The 19,475-nt window shown below is 47.4% G+C and carries 19 protein-coding genes; 7 read left to right on the forward strand and 12 right to left on the reverse strand.

What is annotated here, in order from left to right:
* Window positions 1-31: 31 nt before the first annotated feature.
* The 4 genes from ACX6CI_RS01535 (at window position 32) to minE (ending at window position 3,769) form a co-directional block, all read left to right on the forward strand.
* Complete coding sequence (locus ACX6CI_RS01535; protein ID WP_458776419.1) at window positions 32-1,678, forward strand: UxaA family hydrolase; 1,647 nt, start codon at window positions 32-34, stop codon at window positions 1,676-1,678.
* Between the two features lie 172 nt (window positions 1,679-1,850).
* Entirely contained in the window at window positions 1,851-2,645 is a 795-nt protein-coding gene (gene minC / locus ACX6CI_RS01540) for a septum site-determining protein MinC (RefSeq protein WP_458776420.1), read from the forward strand.
* A 41-nt stretch (window positions 2,646-2,686) separates the two neighbouring features.
* A complete protein-coding gene (gene minD, locus ACX6CI_RS01545) occupies window positions 2,687-3,502 on the forward strand; it encodes a septum site-determining protein MinD (RefSeq protein WP_458776421.1) in 816 nt (271 codons plus the stop codon).
* Between the two features lie 3 nt (window positions 3,503-3,505).
* Complete coding sequence (gene minE, locus ACX6CI_RS01550) at window positions 3,506-3,769, forward strand: cell division topological specificity factor MinE (protein ID WP_458776422.1); 264 nt, start codon at window positions 3,506-3,508, stop codon at window positions 3,767-3,769.
* A 71-nt stretch (window positions 3,770-3,840) separates the two neighbouring features.
* On the opposite strand, the gene ACX6CI_RS01555 is transcribed toward minE, so the two are convergent.
* From ACX6CI_RS01555 to ACX6CI_RS01605, 11 genes are all read right to left on the reverse strand, one after another.
* On the reverse strand, window positions 3,841-4,677 hold the full coding sequence (locus ACX6CI_RS01555; protein ID WP_458776423.1) for a dihydrodipicolinate synthase family protein: 837 nt from the start codon (window positions 4,675-4,677) through the stop codon (window positions 3,841-3,843).
* 87 nt (window positions 4,678-4,764) lie between these two features.
* The gene (locus ACX6CI_RS01560) at window positions 4,765-5,580 is read right to left on the reverse strand and encodes an SDR family oxidoreductase (RefSeq protein ID WP_458776424.1); all 816 of its coding nucleotides are present in this window, start codon (window positions 5,578-5,580) and stop codon (window positions 4,765-4,767) included.
* 30 nt (window positions 5,581-5,610) lie between these two features.
* A complete protein-coding gene (locus ACX6CI_RS01565) occupies window positions 5,611-6,792 on the reverse strand; it encodes an enolase C-terminal domain-like protein (RefSeq protein WP_458776425.1) in 1,182 nt (393 codons plus the stop codon).
* Between the two features lie 73 nt (window positions 6,793-6,865).
* Entirely contained in the window at window positions 6,866-8,149 is a 1,284-nt protein-coding gene (locus ACX6CI_RS01570; RefSeq protein WP_458776426.1) for a TRAP transporter large permease, read from the reverse strand.
* A 115-nt stretch (window positions 8,150-8,264) separates the two neighbouring features.
* Complete coding sequence (locus ACX6CI_RS01575; protein ID WP_458776427.1) at window positions 8,265-8,801, reverse strand: TRAP transporter small permease; 537 nt, start codon at window positions 8,799-8,801, stop codon at window positions 8,265-8,267.
* 81 nt (window positions 8,802-8,882) lie between these two features.
* Window positions 8,883-9,887: a sialic acid TRAP transporter substrate-binding protein SiaP gene (locus ACX6CI_RS01580; protein ID WP_458776428.1), complete on the reverse strand. Its 1,005-nt coding sequence runs from the start codon at window positions 9,885-9,887 to the stop codon at window positions 8,883-8,885.
* A 109-nt stretch (window positions 9,888-9,996) separates the two neighbouring features.
* On the reverse strand, window positions 9,997-11,007 hold the full coding sequence (gene allD / locus ACX6CI_RS01585; protein ID WP_458776429.1) for an ureidoglycolate dehydrogenase: 1,011 nt from the start codon (window positions 11,005-11,007) through the stop codon (window positions 9,997-9,999).
* Between the two features lie 54 nt (window positions 11,008-11,061).
* Window positions 11,062-12,024, reverse strand: coding sequence for a sugar kinase (locus ACX6CI_RS01590; RefSeq protein WP_458776430.1), 963 nt, complete (start codon window positions 12,022-12,024; stop codon window positions 11,062-11,064).
* Window positions 12,025-12,037: 13 nt separating this feature from the next.
* Window positions 12,038-13,057 (reverse strand): alcohol dehydrogenase catalytic domain-containing protein, encoded by a 1,020-nt coding sequence (locus tag ACX6CI_RS01595; RefSeq protein WP_458776431.1) that lies wholly within the window; start codon window positions 13,055-13,057, stop codon window positions 12,038-12,040.
* A gap of 2 nt (window positions 13,058-13,059) precedes the next feature.
* A complete protein-coding gene (locus ACX6CI_RS01600; RefSeq protein WP_458776432.1) occupies window positions 13,060-14,175 on the reverse strand; it encodes a mandelate racemase/muconate lactonizing enzyme family protein in 1,116 nt (371 codons plus the stop codon).
* A 153-nt stretch (window positions 14,176-14,328) separates the two neighbouring features.
* Window positions 14,329-15,363, reverse strand: coding sequence for a LacI family DNA-binding transcriptional regulator (locus ACX6CI_RS01605; RefSeq protein WP_458776433.1), 1,035 nt, complete (start codon window positions 15,361-15,363; stop codon window positions 14,329-14,331).
* A gap of 193 nt (window positions 15,364-15,556) precedes the next feature.
* Here ACX6CI_RS01605 and eda point away from each other — a divergent pair, with 193 nt between their 5' ends.
* The gene (gene eda, locus ACX6CI_RS01610; RefSeq protein ID WP_458776434.1) at window positions 15,557-16,201 is read left to right on the forward strand and encodes a bifunctional 4-hydroxy-2-oxoglutarate aldolase/2-dehydro-3-deoxy-phosphogluconate aldolase; all 645 of its coding nucleotides are present in this window, start codon (window positions 15,557-15,559) and stop codon (window positions 16,199-16,201) included.
* Window positions 16,202-16,308: 107 nt separating this feature from the next.
* Here eda and ACX6CI_RS01615 read toward each other — a convergent pair whose 3' ends face one another.
* On the reverse strand, window positions 16,309-17,295 hold the full coding sequence (locus ACX6CI_RS01615) for an AEC family transporter (RefSeq protein ID WP_458776435.1): 987 nt from the start codon (window positions 17,293-17,295) through the stop codon (window positions 16,309-16,311).
* 196 nt (window positions 17,296-17,491) lie between these two features.
* Here ACX6CI_RS01615 and kduI point away from each other — a divergent pair, with 196 nt between their 5' ends.
* Both kduI and ACX6CI_RS01625 read left to right on the forward strand, forming a co-directional pair.
* On the forward strand, window positions 17,492-18,322 hold the full coding sequence (gene kduI, locus ACX6CI_RS01620) for a 5-dehydro-4-deoxy-D-glucuronate isomerase (RefSeq protein WP_458776436.1): 831 nt from the start codon (window positions 17,492-17,494) through the stop codon (window positions 18,320-18,322).
* 32 nt (window positions 18,323-18,354) lie between these two features.
* The gene (locus ACX6CI_RS01625; protein WP_458776437.1) at window positions 18,355-19,419 is read left to right on the forward strand and encodes a Gfo/Idh/MocA family protein; all 1,065 of its coding nucleotides are present in this window, start codon (window positions 18,355-18,357) and stop codon (window positions 19,417-19,419) included.
* Window positions 19,420-19,475 lie beyond the last annotated feature (56 nt).

The following is a 19,475-nucleotide window of genomic DNA, read 5'->3' on the forward strand; positions in this document are numbered from 1 at the left end:
CTCTTCACCCATCACCATTATAAGGGGCAATATGTCACAGAAAAGATACCTGAAAATAGATGAAACTGACACGCTGGTGGTTGCATTACAGACTCTCCCACAGGGAGTTCAATTGACCATCGATGGTGTAGCGGTCCAGCTACAAGAAAGTATTCCTGAAAAACAGAAGTTTGCACTTGTGGACTTTAAGCCAGGTGACAGGGCAGTAATGTATGGTGTGACAGTGGGGGAGGCGACCGAATTCATACCTGCAGGCGGTAAAATCACAACCTCCAACTTAAAACACGCGACAAGTCTGTACTCTGAAAGCGGTGAAGATTTTAGTTGGGATGCCCCTGCATCTTATGAAGGTATTGAGGCCACCTTTATGGGGTACCGGCGTAAAAATGGAAAGGCGGGGACTGCGAATTTCTGGATTTTTGTGCCTCTGGTATTTTGTTCAAATCAGGAACTCAATCTTATAAAAGATGTGCTGCCCCGGGCACTTGGTTATCAAAAGAGTAGCAAGTATGAGCAGTTCACTGAAACCCTGGTTGAAAGAGTTAAGGCGGGGGAGGATGTAACGTCGCCGGTAATTGCAATCGATAGTTTTGATCAGCAGCAGACTCCTCTTTTTCCCAATGTGGATGGGGTGCGTTTTCTAACCCATAGTGTTGGTTGTGGAAATACCCCGGAGGATATTGACTCCCTTTACGCACTTCTTGCAAACTACATAACCCATCCAAATGTCGCAGGCGCCTCTGTTATAAGTCTTGGTTGTCAGAAGGCGGAACTTGTGACCTTAAAAGAGCAGGTCGCATTGCGTGACCCAGAAGGTTTGCAGGAGGTGCATTACTACGAGCGACAAAGCTGGAAAGAACCTCAGGATATGCTTGAGGCGATGATTCAGGACACTATGGAAGGGTTACAGAAGGCAGATGGGGTGAACCGTGAACCCATCCCCATAGGAGAATTGATTGTGGGGGTAGAGTGTGGTGGTTCCGATGGTTTTTCAGGTATCTCTGCAAATCCTGTTATCGGTAGGACTATTGATCATCTGGTGGCTGCAGGTGGAAGCGGTATGTTATCCGAATTCCCTGAACTCTGCGGTGTCGAAAATGAACTTGTGATGCGCTGTGTGACTCGAGATATTGCTGATCGATTTCTGCACCTTGTGAGTAGTTATCGAAAACGGGTGCAGCAGGTCGGATCGGACTTTGACCTGAACCCATCTCCAGGAAATATACGTGATGGACTCATCACCGATGCAATGAAGTCGGCTGGTGCAGCTAAAAAAGGCGGGACCTCGCCCATTGTAGACGTCCTTGATTATGCCGAAAGTAATAGGAAAAAGGGCTTAACACTTCTCTGCACGCCGGGCAGTGATGTTGAGTCGACAACTGCACTTGTTGGGGCCGGGGCAAATCTGGTGATATTTTCAACGGGCCTTGGAACCCCCACCGGCAATCCTATTGTGCCGGTACTCAAGGTGGCAACCAATTCGTCCCTTGCAGAACGGTTGGACTATATGATCGATTGTAATTGCGGGCCTATTATCACAGGTGAAAAGAGTATTGATGATCTCGCTTGCGAATTGCTAAAGATGTGCATCGAAACAGCAAGTGGACGCTATGAGGCCAAAGCAACACGCCTTGGTCAGGAAGACTTTATTCCATGGAAAAGAGGTGTTTCTCTATAGTCTGAATGCTGTTTTTTAGGGTTCGTATCGTACATCCATGTACCCATGATCCTGTTTTCAGCTGTACTGTTTTTTGGGGGGAGCCCTCTTGTGAATTTTCCTTGAATCAATCATCGATTGAAGGTAATACGTAATGCTTTACGCAAAATAGTATTGAAAAACAGCGTTTTGAATGTCAGAAAATTTTAGGGTAGACGTTTGTAAGGTGGAAAACATTTCAGAAAGTAAACAGAGTAATAGAGAGGAAGTTGCAGCGATCAGAGGACGGATGGTTTCTCTCACCGTGCTTGAATTGTATAGTGCGGACCTGGAGGAAATTGATCGCCAACTTAAGGAAAAGGTAGAAAAGGCCCCAGCTTTTTTTCAAAACGCCCCCATTCTTTTGGATTTCGAGAATTTTTCCGAGGATATTGACCCTGTATGGTTTGATAAGGCCTGGAAATTACTGAGCGAAAGCACCTTTTCTCCCGTGGGTATAACCGGGGGAGATGGGGCTCTTGAAGTCACAGCAAAGGCTCGCAACATTGCCATATGGCCATCCATTGGGCGTGTTGGGGCCCAAACAACAGTAGAAGAGTCGGTGGCTGTGCCCACCCCCACGCCTGAACCTGCAAGTGCGCCTGTACCTGCCACCCTACCGCCAACAACTCAGGTGGTACGACAACCGGTGCGTTCAGGTCAGAGGATCCATGCCCAGGGAGGGGACCTCATTGTCCTTGCTTCAGTGAGTACCGGAGCTGAAATCTTAGCCGACGGCCATATCCATGTATACGGCACCCTGCGCGGCCGTGCACTGGCAGGGGTACAGGGCGATGAAAATGCCCGAATTTTCTGCCAGGATCTGCAGGCGGATCTGGTGGCTATTGCTGGTTTTTATACTATCAATGAGGATTTACCTGCGGATAAGCACAAGAAAGCTGTACAGATATTCCTTGATAAGGAAGATCTGAGAATTGAAACGATTTAACTACACATAGTAACTGATACGTTCAGTTTGGAGGAAACACGATGGCAAAAGTTATCGTAATAACGTCAGGAAAAGGTGGTGTTGGTAAAACAACGACCAGCGCTGCAGTTGGAACAGGCCTCGCCATGCGGGGGTATAAAACCGTGGTTATCGATTTTGATGTCGGTCTCCGTAATCTCGATCTCATCATGGGGTGCGAACGCAGGGTGGTGTATGACTTTGTCAACGTTATCCGTAACGAATCCAATCTCAACCAGTCTCTGATCAAAGATAAGCGTGTGGATAACCTGTTTATCCTGCCAGCCTCCCAAACCCGCGACAAGGATACACTTGATATTGAAGGGGTGGGGCGGGTTATCAGCGAGCTTTCTGAGAGTTTTGATTATATTATTTGTGACTCACCAGCGGGCATTGAAAAAGGTGCCTTTATGGCCATGTATTTCGCTGATGAGGCCATTGTCGTTACCAACCCAGAGGTTTCTTCGGTTCGGGATTCAGATCGAATCCTTGGTCTCTTGTCCAGTAAAACCCAGAGGGCAGAACAGGGGATGGAGCCAATACAGGAACATCTCTTACTCACCCGGTATGAGCCAAGCCGCGTTGAAAAGGGGGAGATGCTGAGCGTTGAAGATGTCGAAGAGATATTGGCTATCCCGCTGCTTGGTGTTATTCCAGAATCAAAAGCAGTATTGCAGGCCTCAAATTCTGGTTCTCCGGTGATCCTTGATACCGAGGGTAATGCGGGACAGGCGTATGATGATGCCGTAGGGCGATTATTGGGGGAAGACCTCAGCCACAGATTCCTTGAGGTGGAAAAAAAGGGATTTTTCAACAAGTTTCGTCTGTTCAGGAGTTAACACATGCGTTTTTTAGACTATTTCCGCAGCAAGGGGAAAACCTCTGCCAACACCGCCAAGGACCGCTTACAGATAATCGTCGCCTCGGAGCGTATGTCTCGAAACGGCCCTGATTATCTGCCTAAGATGAAGGAAGAAATACTTCTGGTTATTAGGAAATATATTAAGGTTGAAGATGGTGCAGTAAAGATGCAGATGGATAAAGAAGGGGATTGTGAGGTCTTGGAACTCAACATTCAGCTTCCCGAAAAGGCCAATGAAGCATAAGTTTGCAATATAGATCAAGTGACATATCTATCACTCTACACAGGTGCAATGTGATAGATATGTCGTTTTTTTTATACCGGGGGAAGGGGGAGCATCATGGTGCCGTTACCAATTCCTTCGTCCTTGAGCATTCTAACAGATCCGGAAATATAATCTGTTCCCACAACAAGTTGTTCCCAGACCTTGTCGATCTGAGGTTGAATTGTTTGTAACTCTTCCTTGTCACCTCGCTTACTCCAGGCAGACATAAAGAGCTCAGGCTGGCAGTTGGCGGGCACCGGAACACAGCCAGACGCCCCAAGGGTATGAAGCCAACCAAAGTCAGGGGCAAGTCCCTGATACACTTTCAGGCCATGTTCAGCTCCTCCCTTGCATAGTTCTGCGATATAGTCATTATCTCCCGAACTATCCTTTATGGTCTTTGTCCAACCTCTTTTCGCCATTTCAAAAACGACCTCTGGTTCTATCACAACGCCAGTTAGTCCTGGCATGTTGTACACGACCATTTCCATATCGGTGCTGTCATGGAGAGTGCCAAAATGTCGAAGTAAATCATCTTTTGCCGTGGCCCGCATATAGTATGGGGTCACGGTGACAAAGGCTGTGATACCAAGGCTTTCAATGATTTTGATTCGCTCCAACGATCGGACCGTTGAGGATTCCAGTACCCCGCAAAGAAGTGGATACTCCTTTGGTACCACATCCTGCGCTGTAGTTATCACCGTCTCATAGTCCTGCAGCGTCAATACAGAGCCAAGGCCAGCACTGCCACAGATAAAAAGAGCGGGAATATTTGCATCAAGTTGTTTTTTAATGAGTTGTCTCAGGGCAGCAACGTCCACATGTTGATCTTCAGTTAGGGGCGTGAGCAGGGGAGGGATGATACCCTCAGGTATTGAACTGGTCATGGCTGGTATCCTATAGTGACTTAGTAGTAACGTATATCCGTTAAGCGAGTACTGCAAAGAATCTTGGCCTGGTTCTCGTTTAACGGGTTAGATATTATGAATTAAATATCCGCCATCAACTGGAATCGAAACCCCTGTGACAAAGCCCGCGGCCATATCGCTTGCCAGGAAGACAGTGGCTCCCGCAAGCTCCATAACATCACCAAATCTGCCGTAGGGAGTATGGTCAATAACTGATTTTCCCCGCTCGGTGTATTCACCGGTCTCCTGATCAATGAGAAGGGCCTTGTTCTGTTTGCCGATGAAGAATCCCGGAGCAATGGCGTTGACCCTGATACCGTGTTTGGCCAGTTCATTTGCGGTGCCCATGGTAAGATTTAAGGTTGCCGATTTTGCAGCGTCATAGGCCCATACTCCAGAAAGAGGGTTGTATGAGGCCATGGAGGTGAGGTTGATGATAGAGCCCTTGATCTTATTCTCAATCCAGTACTTGCCGAAGATTTTGGTGGGGATCATTAGGCCTGCCACAAGATTCATATGGAGTACTTTCTCAAAAATTTCCATGTCCTGTTCAATGAGTGGCGCCTTGCCGATATTGCCGCCGACGCCGTTTATGAGTATGTCAGGAACTCCAAGAGATTCCGCTGTCTTTTCAAGTCCTTTTTGTACCTCATCTTCACTTCCTGCATCAACCTGCAAACCGGACAAGCGACCCTTGCTGTCCTGCACCTTGGATAAGCGCTCCAGGGCAAGGTCTATTGATTCCTGGGACCTGGACCAGACCATCACCTTGGCTCCAGCTTTAAGAAGTGCCTCAGACATGACAGTACCAATGGCACCGGCTCCACCTGAAACAACTGCAACCTTGCCGTTAAGGCCAAACATTTCATCCAAATAACTCATATTTAAAGCTCCTGCGTAGTATTAGACAGTTTATTTATATGTTTCTATTGCTGTGCTGTTTCTCTCTATGTAATTCCAATCATACATAACGCCAAGTCCGGGACCCTGTGGGACCGGAACAGTCCCGTTCGCTGTAATATCTTCTGCTTGATCAGAATATCCGCAGAGGTAGACGGGAGGAACACTGTTCATCATTTTTGGACCGATAAGGGCCATTTCGTAAAAATGTGTATTTCGAAGTGCTGAGATCACAGCTCTGTGGGCTGGGCCACAGGCATGTATCTGTATATCCAGACCTAGGGATTCAGAAAAATGGGCGAGTTTCATGGCACCTGTGATTCCCATATCATACTCCGGGTCCGCATGGATCATATCACAGCCACCAGCCAGGAGAAAATCAGCCTTAATCTCAAGGCCTCGCAGGTATTCACCACCCACGATGGGAGTTTTCAGTTGCTCTCGCAAACGTTTTTGTCCAGTGATTGAGATACCATTGTCCCGATACGGATCTTCATACCAAAAATAGTTTGCTTCATCGCAGGCTCTGCCAACGTAGAGTGCGTCCATGTAGGTTCGCAGTTGGCAGGCAGGGTCCACCATGAGGTACATATCATCTCCCACCCGCTCTCGAACCATAAGGATAGCCCGGGCCTCGCGTTTTGCATCACCATTATGCCAGCCATGGATTTTAAAGCCGGTGAAGCCTTGTTCTTTACAGGCCAGCGCATAGTCAGCAAAGGCCTCTGGACTGTCGAGGCCGCCACTTTCTTCCTGGCCGTGGTAGGTACTGGCATAGGCGGGCAGAGTTGCTCTAAACCCACCAAGCAGTTTTGTGACCGAAGTGTTGTACTTTTTACCCGCAAGATCCCATAGTGCAATATCAAGGGGCCCGTGGCCCATGTGATCATATGCCCTGATCTCCCGTTTCAGATCATCAAAGATGAGTTGGCGCTGTTCAGGGTCTCTTCCCAGTAGATGCGGGGCCAGCATTTTGATCTGACCAAAGGTGGACGGTGTGCCTCCCCAGTGGGTGACATATTCACCGACACAACCGTCATCGCAGGTAATTGCAACGCTAAAACGTTCAGCTGTTGCGGTCGCACCTGGCTTATGGATGATATTGCCAACTCCGGTTGCAGAGTGTGCCCCCAGTGACATGTCGTGTAGTGGAAAGGAAAAGGACTGAACTTCAACTTTTGTGATGATACTCATGGAGTTTCCTTAGCTGGCCCTGCCCAAAGAATCGGCATTCTAAGGGCAGGGTAGATGCGTGAAATCGTTTCGATCACCCCCCACGATAAGCAACGTTTGGTAACCACATTGCTATCTCGGGTACAAAAGTGATGAGTAATAATACAACAAGTAGTGGAACAATAAAGGGCGCAGTCGCGGTTACACATTTCTCAAATTTCACTCCGGAAACTTTTGAGAGAACATATAACACCATCCCCACCGGAGGGGTTAGAAGCCCCAGCATTAGGTTCAGTATGACGATAAGTCCTAAATGAACAGGATCGATTCCAACCTGTTGGGCAATTGGTAGAAGTACCGGAACGAGGATTGTGATGGCTGCAATAGTCTCCATAAAACAGCCAATAAGCAGAATGACCGCCATCATGATAATGAGGATGACAGTTTTATTCTGGGAAAATCCGAGGAGTGCGTTGGCTAGAATCTCTGCAACCTGCTGGTCAATAAGGATCCAGGCAAATATTGTTGCACTGGCAACGATCATAAGGATGGCGGCAGAGGTTTCAATAGTGTCCATGGAGACGCGGATAATGTGTCTCCAGGTAAGTGTCTTGTAGACAAAAAGACCAAGAAAAAGGGCATAAACAACCGCTGCGATGGCAGATTCTGTGGGAGTGAAAATCCCTGAGAGAATTCCTCCAATGATAATTGTAGGTGTCTGCAGTGGTAAAAAAGCTTTTTTAAAGGTATCCCACAGACGAGCGATACTAAAGGCTGCATCTCTTGGATACTTTCGTTTTTTAGCATAGAGGGTGACCATTATCATGAGGGATACTCCCATGAGTAGGCCAGGGATGAGACCTGCTGCAAACAGTTCTCCAATAGAACATCCTGCCATGACCCCATATATTACAAGGGGTAGAGAAGGTGGGATGATTGGGCCAATGGTGGACGAAGCGGCTGTGATACCAACAGAAAAATCATCATCATATCCGGCGTCCCGCATTGCCTTGATTTCAATGGCGCCAAGGCCTCCCGCATCAGCCACCGCTGCTCCAGACATCCCGGCAAATATAATACTTGCACCGATATTTACGTGTCCCAAACCGCCATGGAGCCAGCCCACAAGGGACTTGGCAAAGTCAAAAATCTTGGTGGTGATTCCCGCCGAATTCATAAGGTGTCCGGCCAGAATGAAAAATGGTACAGCGATCAGCGGAAAACTATCAATGCCGCTGATCATCTGGTGGAGTACGACAACACTTGGTGTGCCTTCAAGCAGGATGAAAATCAGTGAGCCAACGCCAAGGGCGACAGTGACCGGTGTACCAATGACCAGCAGTACAAAGACTACGCTGAGAAGTATTGTAAGTTCCATATGTCTGTTATTCCTTTAGTGCCTTACTACGGAAAAGCATTTAAAAACAAGTGATTTAGTTGAGTGAGATTGTTCACACAACGTTATCTCCAAGGCAACTGTCCCGTTTTTGGGGTTAATCTGAACCTGTAACTGTATCTTCAATTTCCTTGGCCACGTCTTCCCCTCTTTTCTTGAAAAGTGTGAAAAATTCCCAAGATGCGACGAGTGCCATGGCAAAGCAGCTGGCTGCCACTGTCCAGTAAATTATTCCCTTTGGCAGATCGATGGAAGTCATCGCCTGATGGTGGGTGCGTTGTGCCAGTTGGATGCCGACAAAACCGGCATAGGTGAAAAAGGCGGTGTTGATGAAAGATACCGTTATAACCAGCCATTTCACCGCAGTTGCGGGAATAAATCTGTAGAAGAATTCCAGAAATATATGGGATCTTTTGCGAACACAGGTAACTGAGCCGACAAAGCCAAGCATGATGAGAAGATATCGTGCTATTTCTTCAGTCCAAGACAGGGAACTGTTAAGGATGTATCTTGAAAAAAACTGCATGAAGACGATGGTGAGCAGGGTCCAGAATATAATAAATACAGGAGCGTCAATCCATTTTACATCGGAGATGTCTTCAAGCGCGCTCTGTTCCTGAGTGTGGTCGTTCATGATTTCATTCACTCGTTAAAATTGTTCCCGGAGGTTGTGAGAACCCTCCGGGATGGATAGTGCAATTACTGCTTCTTCCAGTTATATCTCAGCATCAGGAATTGCCTGGAGACGCTCATATATTTCTGGGTCCCATGGCATATCCTTAGAGAGCAGGGCAGGTTTTACCATGTCCATGAACGGCTGACGGTCAACTTCGTGAACTTTCACACCCTGGTCTCTGAACCAGGAAACGAGGTCTATCTCAGCTTGAACGATTTCCTTTGAAGCCCAATCAGATGCGGAGCTGAGTGCATCTTTTAGTATCTTCTGGTCTGCTGGATCCATCTTCTTGAGAGTGGACCCGGAGACAACGATAATAAGAGAATTGGTCAGGTGAGCGGTGAGGCTGATATCGGACTGAACCTCATAGAACTTTTTAAACTTAATTGTTGGTAGTGGGTTCTCCTGGGCATCAACAACTTTTTGCTGCAGAGCAAGATACACCTCAGAAAATGCCATTGGAGTAGGGTTTGCGCCAACTACTTTAGGGAACATCAGGTAAGAAGGTGCATTAGGTACGCGGATTTTGAGCCCCTTCATATCTTCAGGCTTAAGTACTGGCTTATTTGCAGTCACCTGACGGGCGCCGTAGTAGGTGAGTGCCGTAATAGTCGCGCCACCTGTTGCTTTTTTATATCCTTCTGAGAGTTCTGCGAAGAGATCACTTTCGGTATATGCCTTCCAGTGCGGATAGCCACGAAGGGTAAATGGATAATCGGAAATACCTATTGGACCGTAGGACCTGGAGGCAAAACCACATCCGGTGTAAATAATATCAATCGTGCCTAAGGATATACCTTCATTGATTGCCTGCTCTTTTCCAAGAGAACTTGCAGGGAAAACCTTGATGGAGTATCTACCATCAGTTTTCTTTTCTACTTCTTCAGCAGCCTTAACAGCGGCTTCATGATACGGAGTATTAATTTCATACACATGGGCAAATCGTAATTCTTTTTTGGCAAATGCGTTAGTGGCTACGGCCAAGGACATAGCTATCAGAGCGGATCCCGCAAGGGCGGTAGTTTTTTTCCAACTCAAATTCATGGTATTCTCCTCTTCAACAATGATGGTTGTTTAACAGCATGTAGCAGTATATTCCCCCAGCTATAAAATGCTGTTTATAAGTGACAGTCGGCTGTGGATGACCGTCGAATTAACTCTTTAGATATTCGTACAGGGGCGGTAGGACAGGTACCCCGTTTGCTCGGTGTTCTCTCTCAAAATTCCATTCTCTTTCACCGGGAACCATTACTTTTTCATGACCTGGACCTGGTTGCTGGGCATGAAGATCATCGATCATGGCATCCATCTGTGCACTAAACTCTTCTAAGGTTCTAAAGGTAGTAGGGTCGATAGCGATCATGGTGCTGGCAAGTTTACGAGGCTTATCATAGTCCCCGTACATTGCAGTAATATGGGGTCCATACTGGGCGCCAAGAAGAACACCCGTCAAGACATCAATCATGAGGGCGATCCCATAGCCCTTAGGACCCCCAAATGGTAATAATGCTTCAACCTTATGTGGATCTGTTGTAGGTTTTCCTTCTCCGTCAATAGCCCAATCGTCAGGGATTTTGCTGTTCTGCTCTTTCGCGTGGAGAATTTTACCAAAGGCCGTGTTGCTGGTGGCCATATCAAGGATAACTGGATCATGTTTTTGGGTCGGAAAACCAAAAGCTATTGGGTTGGTGCCAAAAAATGGTTTTGAACCACCATAGGGTGCTACACATTTATCTGTATGAGTAACCGCCATTCCGATCATTCCCCGCTCTAACGCCCTCATAATAAAATAAGATAGTGCCCCGCAGTGGCTGCCATTTTCTACTCCAACCATGGCAATACCACTTGCCTTCGCAAGTTCACAGGCATGATCCATGGCCTCAAGACAGGCGGAGTGACCCATTCCATCATCAGCGTCCAGTAGACCAGCACCGGGGCGGAGTTGTTTAAAATTAAAGGTAGGATTCTTATTGAGGCTACCTGCTTTTAATCGCTGGACATAGTGTTCTGTTCGTATTATTCCATGGGAGCGAACTCCTCTGAGATCTGCGTGAACCAGTACGTCCGCCACAATATCGGCATCTGAACCGTTAAGTCCTGCATCTACGAGTTTTTTTGAGACGAGTGTTCGCAGTTCTTTTTCGTCAACCAGTACATCCTGCATGTTGTTTCACTCCTAAAGTTTTGTATATTTTACTACTGCTGTATTGCCTGTATGCTATTTGCTGCAATCTGCGATGTCTTTGCCGGATATCGGCATCAAATTCTTTGGTGCGATGGCTCCCTTATGTTGCACAACATAGGCTGCAGCCTTGTGTGCCATTTTGGCCGCTTGTTCTGGGGGACAACCAAAACATCTGGAGACGAGATACACCGCACTAAAGGAATCGCCAGCTGCTGTAGTGTCTACGATTTGAACCCCATTCTGGGCGGGGACAGTTAGCGTCTCGTCGCCTCTGTGTATAGAGCAGGGCTTGTCTCCGTTTTTGATTACAGACTCCTTGACACCACGTTTTTTAAGTTCCTTATGGACTGCATCGATATCCTGGGTGCCAAACAAGTCTTCGGCTTCCTCTGTTGTAAGAAAAACAGTTTCGCAGAGGGGATAGATTTCTGAATAAACGTCTTTGATTTTTTGCCGGTTAGGCCAGAGATGTGGTCTGTAGTTACAGTCGAAATAGATAGGTATTCCGCTGTTGGCAAGTTCTTGCAAACGGCATATGAGGGCGGCTCTACTGGTTTCGGTGAAGATAGCAAGACTGATACCGCTGAGGTAAATGCCGTCATAGTCTCCAAGCTGTTTCAGAATTGTAGGGCTACCCTGATATTCAAAGCATTTCTTGGCAGCGGCAACGCTCCTCCAGTAGTGAAAGATCCGTTCTCCCTTATCATCGAGTTCAATATAGTAGAGACCAGGGAGTTCTCCTTCCTGACGCAGTACAAGGTCACTTCCCACACCCTCTAGCTCCCAGAAATCGATCATACGAGCACTGAACGTATCTGTTCCAACAGCTGTTACGTAATCCACCTTGAGGGGCAGGGTATCTGCGAGGCGGGCGCTGTAGATGGCAGTATTCAGGGTGTCCCCGCCAAATGTCTGCTTGGTCTGTCCAGGCCCTGTTTCCTGCAGTTCAATCATGCACTCGCCGATACAGGCGAGTTGTAGTGTCTTTTCACTCATCGTTTTTGCTTTATTATAGGGTAATTACAGATTTTAAAAATCCAGCTGGTTGCGTGACCGCCATGGCAAAGGCTTCGTCGGCATTTTCAGCTGCAAAGCAGTGGGAGAACATGTCGGCAAGGTTCAGCTTACCTTCTGCCACCCGTTCGAGTACCAGCGGGAACATGTTTGAATTCATTCGGCTTCCAACCACAGTCATCTCCTTACGAAATATTTCGAGTTCTGTTATGTCGTTAGGTCTACCATCCATGCCGAGTAAAATGAGGGTTCCAGCTGGAGCCAATAGATCAACACATTGTCTAAGGATTGCTGGATGACCGACTGCGTCGCAGGCCACATGGGGACCCTCTTCATCTGTCAGAGCCATGATTTTATCAAAGAGTTGCGGGTCGTCGGCAGAAAATGCAGCAAGTGCTCCAAGCTCCATGGCGTGCTCAAGTCTGTCTTCTTTTTTGTCGATGATAATTGATTGAGCGCCAAGGCAGTGGCCATTGAGCATGACCGAAAGTCCGATGGGGCCAGCTCCAAAAATCACCATGATATCGCCTTTGCTGACCTGACCGCGCCAGCAGGCCTGGGCACCGATGGCAAAGGGTTCTACCACAGCACCATGGGCAAGGTCGGTGACATTTTCAGGCAGCTTATGGACATCACGTTCACGTATCTTAAACTGTTCCTGCATGGCTCCTTCCACATGAACTCCTCGACAACTCACCTTGGCACAGGCATTGGCCCTGCCTGTTGTGCAAGGACGGCAGATTCCGCAACCTAAAACAGGATCTATTGCTACCCAGTCTCCAACCTGCACCTTAGTCACAGCGTCACCACAGGCTATAACCTCTCCACTTGCCTCATGGCCTACCACAACAGGTGCCTTAACAAAGGGGTGTTCATCAAGATAGGTGTGTACGTCGGTTCCACAGATGCCGATGGCCTTAACCTTAACTATTACATCATCACTGCTGGTAATAGTTGGGGCTGGCTGGTCGATAATTTCTACCTTTTTGACTCCTGATATTTGAATGGCTTTCATAATTATGTATTTATTAAAGGGTTGTGGGTTACATATGGTTGCAGCTTATCCCAGTCAAAAGAGACGCCGGTTCCAGGACTGTCCGGGGCTACCGCTCGGTGGTCTTTCACCACCAGTGGTCGTTTTGTGTAGCGGTCAATGGGAAAGCTGTGAACTTCGAGCCACCCTGCATTTGTCTGGCCTGCAAGCAGACTGACGTGTAGCTCTTGCATGCCATGGCTGCACACTTCAAGGCCGTGTTTGCGGGAGAGTTCAGCAACCTTGAGCCAGCCGGTGATTCCACCGCAATTTGAGGCATCCGGTTGAATGTAGGACAGCTTGGCCTGATCAAAGGCGTAGCCAAATTCGTGTGTTGTGTGCAGGTTTTCTCCCATGGCAAGAGGAATTCCAGTCGCGTCCGCAATCTGGGCGTAACCGCGGTAGTTATCAGGAATCGTGGGTTCTTCAAACCAGAAGATATTGTAGGGGGCAAAGGCACGGGCTGCGGTAATAGCCTCATCGACACCCATTGAATAGTTTGCATCCACCATAAAGGTGATATCTGGACCAATAAGGTTTCGAACTGCAGCAATGCGCTCTATATCCTCTTTTAGGGTGGGTTGGCCGATTTTAATTTTAATGCCGTTAAAGCCTTGATTTAAATAACTTTGTATGTTGCCAAGCAGTTTGTCTAAAGGAAAATTAAGATCTATACCACCGCAGTATGCTTTGGTTGTACTTGCTGCTCCTCCTACAAGCTTATGAAGCGGTTTTCCTGCCGCCTTACAACGAATGTCCCAGAGGGCAATATCGATGGCTGATATTGCAAAGGATAAAATCCCGCCCCGGCCGACATAGTGTAAATGCCAATCCATCTCTTCGTTGATGGATTCGATCTCAGAGCCATCTTTACCGGTGATAAAGGGTGCCAGGTCGTGCTCGATAAGGGCTACTATGGCGTTTCCGCCCCGGCCTCCTGTGTAGGTGTAACCGGTGCCCGTTAAACCACTTTCAAGTTGTACCGTCACGGTAATGAGTTCAAAGTGGGTGTGGCCTCCGTGTTTAGCGTCAGTGAGAACCTCATCTAAGGGGACCCTGAACAGGCGGGTTGTTACCTTTTGAATACTATTTTCCTTCATAAGAAAATCCGATGGTGGTGGTTTGATTGCCTCTGGTACCGTTGATCTAATATTGGTTTAAATGTATACCGCATATTTTCTGATGTCAAGATGAAATTAAACCGGTTTAATTTTTTCGTCAGCGCCCCTATTGACGGTCATCTTATGTGAACGTTATGGTGTTGTATTTTGAAAAATGGCCCCACAGGATTTTCTGACAACTAGCTCTGACTTGAGGTGAATGTGACGTTGTGGGGCATCTGGTGTGTTTATTCTTCGGATAAGGAGTTCAGCTGCCAGTCTTCCGATTTCACCTTTTTGTATTTTAATTGTAGTAAGTTGGGCATATCCTCGGTCCGCCTCTTCAATGTCGTCACAGCTCACAACAGCAAGATCCTTGCCAGGGGTCAGGCTTCTTCGGTGCAGCCCGGAAAGGATGCCAAGACCCACAAGGTCGGTGAAGCTAAGTACAGCAGTGGGAGGGTTTTTTAAGCTGAGAATGTGTTCAACAGCTTCTTCTCCACCCTTGGGTGTCGTAGGGCATTTTACAAAATGTGCGGGGTCGACTTCGAGGCCGTGTTCTTTCATTGTCTCAATAAAGCCGGCTTTTCTGTTTATGGAAACACTGGTCTGTTGACCACCACCTGCCATTGCTATACGGGTGTGGCCTAGTTTTATGAGGTGCTCTGTTGCCATTTTAAATGCTAACACACCGTCATTACCGACAAAATCCAGTTTTGATCCTTCGACAAAGCGAGCGATAAGTACCGTTGGGAGTTTGTTGGCGAAGACCGGTTTAAGGGATTCAATGTCTGTTTTATCTGCTGGACTGAGGATGAGACCATCGGCTCGGTGTTCAATAAGTGCCCCGATAAACCGACCCTGCTGCTCAAGTGATTCATTGGTGTTGCAGAGAAAGGCGAGTTTGCCGTTTTGGGTAAGTCTGGATTCAGCTTCGGCGCACACTTCAGTAAAGAATGGATTGGTGATGTCGTGGACGGCAAGGCCAACAGTATTAGACTTTCCCGTGCTTAAACCTGCGGCACCCCGATTGTAAACATACCCTAAGTCATCAGCCATCTTCTGGATATTACGCCTGGTTTCCCTGGCAACCCTCGGGTCATTGTTAATGGCTAGCGAGACTGTGGCCTTTGACACCCCGACAGCCTTGGCTATGTCGTTTAGTGTGATGTTACGTTTCTTTTGCATGTTGGCTGGTCGGTTAAAATTGAGTTTGAAGTCATATCTGCTTGTATACAGAATAACTATTGCTACCACTAATACCAATCTTAGTCAATTTATATTAAACCGGTTTAAAATTGTTGACTTTCATGGTTGACATTCATTACACTGGCCACAACTTGGTGATTGTTGACAGATAAAAAATGAGGAAGGTGGAGCTATGGCATCAGACAAAATACAAAAACTTGAGTCTCAACTGCAAGAGCATCGATTGGTTCCAGTCGTGGCACTACCTTCGGTTGATGCTGGGCTACAACTTGCCGAGATACTTGTTCGTTGCGGCCTTCCTGTGGCAGAAATAACGTTTCGCACGGAATGTGCAGCTGAGGCGATATCAGAAATAAGTAGACAATATCCGCAAGTTCTACTTCTGGCTGGCACGGTGCTGAGCCCAGAGCAGGTAGATACCGCTGTAGGGGCAGGGGCTAAGGGAATTGTCAGTCCAGGGTTTACCAAAAAGATGGCCCGTTACTGCAGGGAAAGCGGAATTCCATATTATCCGGGCGTATGCACGCCTTCTGAAGTTCAGATGGCCAGAGAAGAAGGCCTCCAGTCGCTGAAATTTTTTCCGGCTGAACTTTCAGGAGGTTTGAAGATGATATCGCTCTTTAAGGCGATTTATCAGGATACCACCTTTATGCCAACGGGTGGAATTAGTCAGGATAACCTGCTGCAGTACCTTGGGCATGAGAATATACTGTGCTGTGGAGGTACCTGGCTGAGTCCGGAGAATCACATGGTTGAAGGGCGCTGGCAGGAGATTGAACAGCGTGTTGTGAGTGCCGTGGAGTTATTAAAATCATAGGGGCTAAAGGTATTCTGCGACGTATACAGCACACTCTGGAATACGCCGTATGAGTCCTCACCTATTGTCTGTTTTGTGTCCTGTAAGACAAGCCTTGCTGATAATGATCAGAACGGAAGATGAGAAATAATATAGAGAAGCAGTGGAATCTCGATGATCAGAAAACTACTGGATACAAGCCAGCAGGAGTTTGCCAGGTCAGAGTCAAGATCGTACAAGGTTGGTGGTACGACGGATAATAACCCCACAGGCATTGCTGACAGTATGAGGACAACCTTAAACGGTATTCCCTCATTGATTGTGTGAAGACCAAATGCTATTCCGATGGCTGCTATGGTCGCAGGGATCAGCAGAGCCTTTACAGCTGAAATTGCAAGGGCTGGTCGAATGTTGGTCATAATGCTGGAAAAACGCATGCCTAGACCGATGGAAAAGAGAAGCATAAAGACAATTACCGGAATCAGGACCGAGTTTAGAGAGGCATAGTACATAGGTCGTGTTACCTCGGTGAGGTTAAGCAGTAAGCCGAGACCTATGGAGGTAAGGGTCATTATCACAAATATATCTCTGAAGACCAGTTGGAGTCGTTTTAGAAAACTTGTTTTATCCTGGGTGACAGAAGGTGAAAATGATTTCACTAAAGGAAAGACGTAGGCGAAGTAGGTGAATTCCTCAAAGAGTTTATAGATGGGGACAAGGGCAAAACCCGCTTCACCCAGGAACATATAACAGAATAGAGCGCCAAGGGCTCCGATATTTGTGAAAGTTCCAGAGCCGATATATGCGCCAGTCTGTCTGTTGTCCATTGAAAACACCCGGCTGAGTGCATAGGCCAGTATGCCGCCCAGGCCAAGTGCGGTGAGGCAGAGAAATGGAAGAATAATGAGTTCCAGATCATCAAGCTTGGCAACCCAGGTAGCACCAACAATGGCAAGGGGGTTGAGTGCAACAAATATTATCTGTTGGATTTTTTTTTGAAGTGAGGGCAGGCCAAAGGTTAGTTGAATGATGTCTCGATTGACGAGTTGTTGGAAGATATATCCGCAACATACACCGGCAACTATAAGAATAAGAGATATGAAGAGTCGATCCATGGCTGGTCTTTGTTGTGATAGGTTACACTTTAGCGCTAAATTCGTTAGGTCAGGTAGAACAGCATCTTAGCGATGGGCTTGTGTTGCGACAGCCCAACCTTACGTGAGGTTGAGGTAATAGTCAAAGACAAAAACAGGTGAACCCGCACGTTGATGGCTTTGGTAAAAATTGTTAGAAATAGGGAGAAGGAATCAGATGGAAATGAGATATGCGGTACATCCTGACCACGCAGCTGCAATGGACACAGAAGAACTTCGTGACGCATTTTTACTGCAGGATCTGTTCGTGGAGGATAGTCTGCGTCTAGTGTACAGCCACAATGACAGATTGATAATGGGGGCTGCGGTTCCAGTAGGCGAGATCGCTTTAGAGGTTGATCCCAAGACCATTGGAGCAGCATTTTTTCTCCAGCGACGGGAGCTGGGGGTGATTAACATTGGTGGTGCGGGGGTGGTCACCACTGATGGCGATGCGCATGCAATCGCACCACGGGATGGCATCTATATCGGTAGAGGTGTGGAGAATGTACGCTTCACAAGTGATGATCCAAGCAATCCTGCTAAGTTTTATTTCAATTCGACGCCAGCCCATCGTAATTATCCAACAACTGTTGCACGCTATGAAGATGCTGCCGCTGTAACCTTAGGAGATGCCGGGACCAGTAATAGACGTACAATTCGTAAATTCATCCACCCTGAAGGTATACAGAGTTGTCAACTGGTTATGGGTATGACTGCCCTTGAGATTGGTAGTGTCTGGAATACCATGCCAACCCACACTCACGAGCGGAGGATGGAGGCGTATTGCTACTTTGACTTGCAAGATGAGAATGTTGTCTTTCACTTTATGGGGGAACCTGCCCAGACGCGACATCTCATAGTGCGCCAGCAAGAAGTTGTTCTTTCCCCATCCTGGTCTATTCACTCAGGTACAGGTACATCGAATTACACATTTATCTGGGGAATGGCAGGAGAAAACCAAACCTTTGATGATATGGATGGGGTCCCAATGTCGGAGCTGCGCTGAGCTGTCTCTAATAGTTCTAAGGGGGAGAAAGGATGCAAAAGAGAACTATTCGTTTCGGTATAGTAGGTCCTGGAAGTATAGGGCATTCCCACTGCAGGGCAATTCAGCAATCTCAGGGTGCAGAGCTTGTATCTGTTCTTGGCCGTGATATTTTGAAAACCCGGGAGTTTGCTAACAAGTATGGAATTACTCCATATATTGACGAGAAAAGATTTCTTAGCGAAAATACTCTCGATGCAATTGCCATAGCAACTCCATCAGGGGCTCACCTGGAAATAGCTCTTCCTGCAGCTGCACAGGGAACCCATATCCTCTGCGAAAAACCACTGGAGGTCACTCCTGAGCGGTGCCAGACAATTATTGATAGCTGTAGAGAGGCAAAGGTACAACTTGGCATAATCTTCCAGGGCAGGTTTGAGCCCGCTGTTCTTCTTGCCAAAGAGGCGATTGATAGGGGACGGCTTGGGCAAATACTTCTGGCCAGTTGTCAGATGCGCTGGTCAAGGAATCAGGCCTATTATGACTCGGCACCCTGGCGTGGAACCTGGGCCCTCGATGGCGGCGGCTGTTTGATGAATCAGGGTATTCACTCCATTGATCTGCTTTTATACTTAGCAGGCGATGTCGCCAGTGTCTCAGCTTTTCAGGGGCCAGTCACCCATCAAAGAATTGAGGTTGAGGATACTATCTGCGCCTCGGTCCGGTTTGTTAATGGGGCCGTAGGTACCATTGAAGGTTCCACTTCCTGCGAGCCTGGCTTGCCTAGAAAGATTGAAATATCCGGGGAGAAGGGAACAATTTGTATCGAAGATAACCGCATTGTGCGTTGGGAATTCAAGGATTCCAAACCTGAAGATGAGGATATTCTGAGACGTTTTAAGTATTCCGATGACGGGTGTGGGGGAGCGGCGGATCCCAAAATTAATGATGTTACCGGGCATACAAGAGTTATCAATAACTTTGTTACAGGCCTTGTTGAAAAGAGAGACCCATTTATATCAGGGGAGGAAGGGAAACGGTCCGTTGAAGTGATCTGTACCATCTACAGTTCCATGGGCAAGGAAGGGCGGGTAGTGTCTTTAGTGCCTTACTCCTGAACGTCTGTTCAAGCAGGTAGCGTAGACTCCGGGAAACTCAGGAACAGTAGTTAAAA

The sequence above is a fragment of the Desulforhopalus glucosivorans genome (genome assembly GCF_054397165.1).